General features: G+C 71.7%; 1 protein-coding gene. It reads right to left on the bottom strand.

Annotated elements, in window-relative coordinates; all coding sequences use genetic code 11:
- Positions 1-1,347, bottom strand: a 1,347-nt coding sequence (locus K206_RS0135640; protein WP_020207021.1) for a serine/threonine-protein kinase, incomplete at its 3' end; no start/stop codon positions are given.
- Positions 1,348-1,672 lie beyond the last annotated feature (325 nt).

Here is a 1,672-nt window from a genome sequence, read left to right as displayed (position 1 = left end):
GGGCGCGCCGGCGGCGGCCTGCTCAGGCGGCGGCCGGGTATCGGCGCCGCGCATGCGCCACGCGAAGTAGCCGAGGCCGCCGGCCACCAGCACGCCGGCGAGCGCCGCCGCGCCGACGCGCGCCAGCGGCGGCATGCCGCCGCGCGCGGCGCCGAGGTCCGCCAGGAAGCGCGCCACGGTGGGCGTGCGCGTGGCGCGGTCGAACGACAGCGCGGCGCGCAGCGCGCGCCACTGGCCGCGCGCGAGCAGCTTCGGCCGCTGCAGCTTGAGGCCGCCGCTGCGCGCCTGGTTGGCCGAGAGCCGCTCGTAGGGATGGCGCCCGGTGAGCAGTTCGTAGGTCACGCAGGCCAGCGCGTAGATGTCGTCGCGCGGGTCCGGCTCGCGGTGCTCGAACATCTCGGGGCTGGCATAGGCCGGCGTCATGCCGCCGAGCGTGCCGGGGTCGAACACGGTGGGATCGGCGTCGTCGGCCGGCTGCTGGAACACGCGCGCGATGCCGAAGTCGATCACCTTCACTTCGCCGGAATCGGTGATGAAGACGTTGGCGGGCTTGAAGTCGCAGTGGACAAAACCGCGCTCGTGCGCGTAGGACAGCGCGCGCGCCATGCCGGTGATGATGGGCAGCGCCTTGGCATAGGGCATGCCGGTGAAGTCCGGCGCGCGCAGGATGCGGTTGAGCGACTTGCCCTGCAGGTACTCCATCGTCAGGTAGACCACCGAGCCGTCGCGGTCGAAGTCGTAGACGGTGACGATGTTCCGGTGCGCCAGCGTCTGCGCCTTGCGCGCCTCGCGCTGCAGCGCGATCAGCGATTTGGGGTGGCCGCGGAACTGTACGTTGAGGACCTTGATGGCGATGTAGGGCCGGCGGTCGGAGGCTTCCAGCTTGCGCAGGTCGAGCGCCTTGTAGACCGTGCCCATGCCACCCACGCCGAGGCATTCCTCCAGCACGAAGCGGCCGTTGAGCGTATCGCCCACGCCCTTGGCCGGCTCGCCCGCGGGCAGCGCCTGGCCCGCGCCCTCGGCGGACGCCGGGGACGATGAAGGAGACGAAGGAGACGACGCGGGCGGGGACGACATGAAAGGCGCGCCCGCCGGCCCGGTCTCCATGCGGGTTTCTTCGCCGCCTTCCTCGAACTGCGTGGCGCCGCGGCGCTCGATGCGGCGCAGCACTTCCTCGTAGACGCCGGGCGGCAGCGGCACGCGCGTGTTTTCCTCGCTGAGCATGTCCGCCAACTGCCGCGCGCTGGCGTGGTCCGCGGCCAGGGTGCGGTCGATGCGGGCAAACAGCTCTTCGTGCGAAAGACCACCGCTCTGGAAGGTTCGTATCAGATCCGGAATGCTAGCCATCGGTGCAGCCGCGACGTGGTAGCGCGAAGTCGCGCATTGAGCGCCTACCCGCCGTCCGCCGGCGAGTACCTGCCCACGATGGATACTAGTGCGCACTCATGCCAATCGCAAACCTCGCGTGCATCGCCTGGGCGACGCACGGGCGATGCAGAGGCGGCACAAGCGCCGCGCGGCGCGCGCGGGCGTGGCGAGGTGTCGCGCGCCAACGAACACATGGCGGCGCGGTGTTGGCCGCGGCCCGCCAGCCGCCGGGGCCATCGCATCGCGCGGCCCCGCGCCGGATGTGCGGTGCCAAACCGCAAACCCGCATGCCGCCTGGCTTTGC

This window comes from Cupriavidus sp. WS (assembly GCF_000395345.1).
GTDB lineage: Bacteria > Pseudomonadota > Gammaproteobacteria > Burkholderiales > Burkholderiaceae > Cupriavidus > Cupriavidus basilensis_B.
Note: the sequence above shows the minus strand (reverse complement) of the source record. Positions and strands in the feature narration are given on the sequence as shown.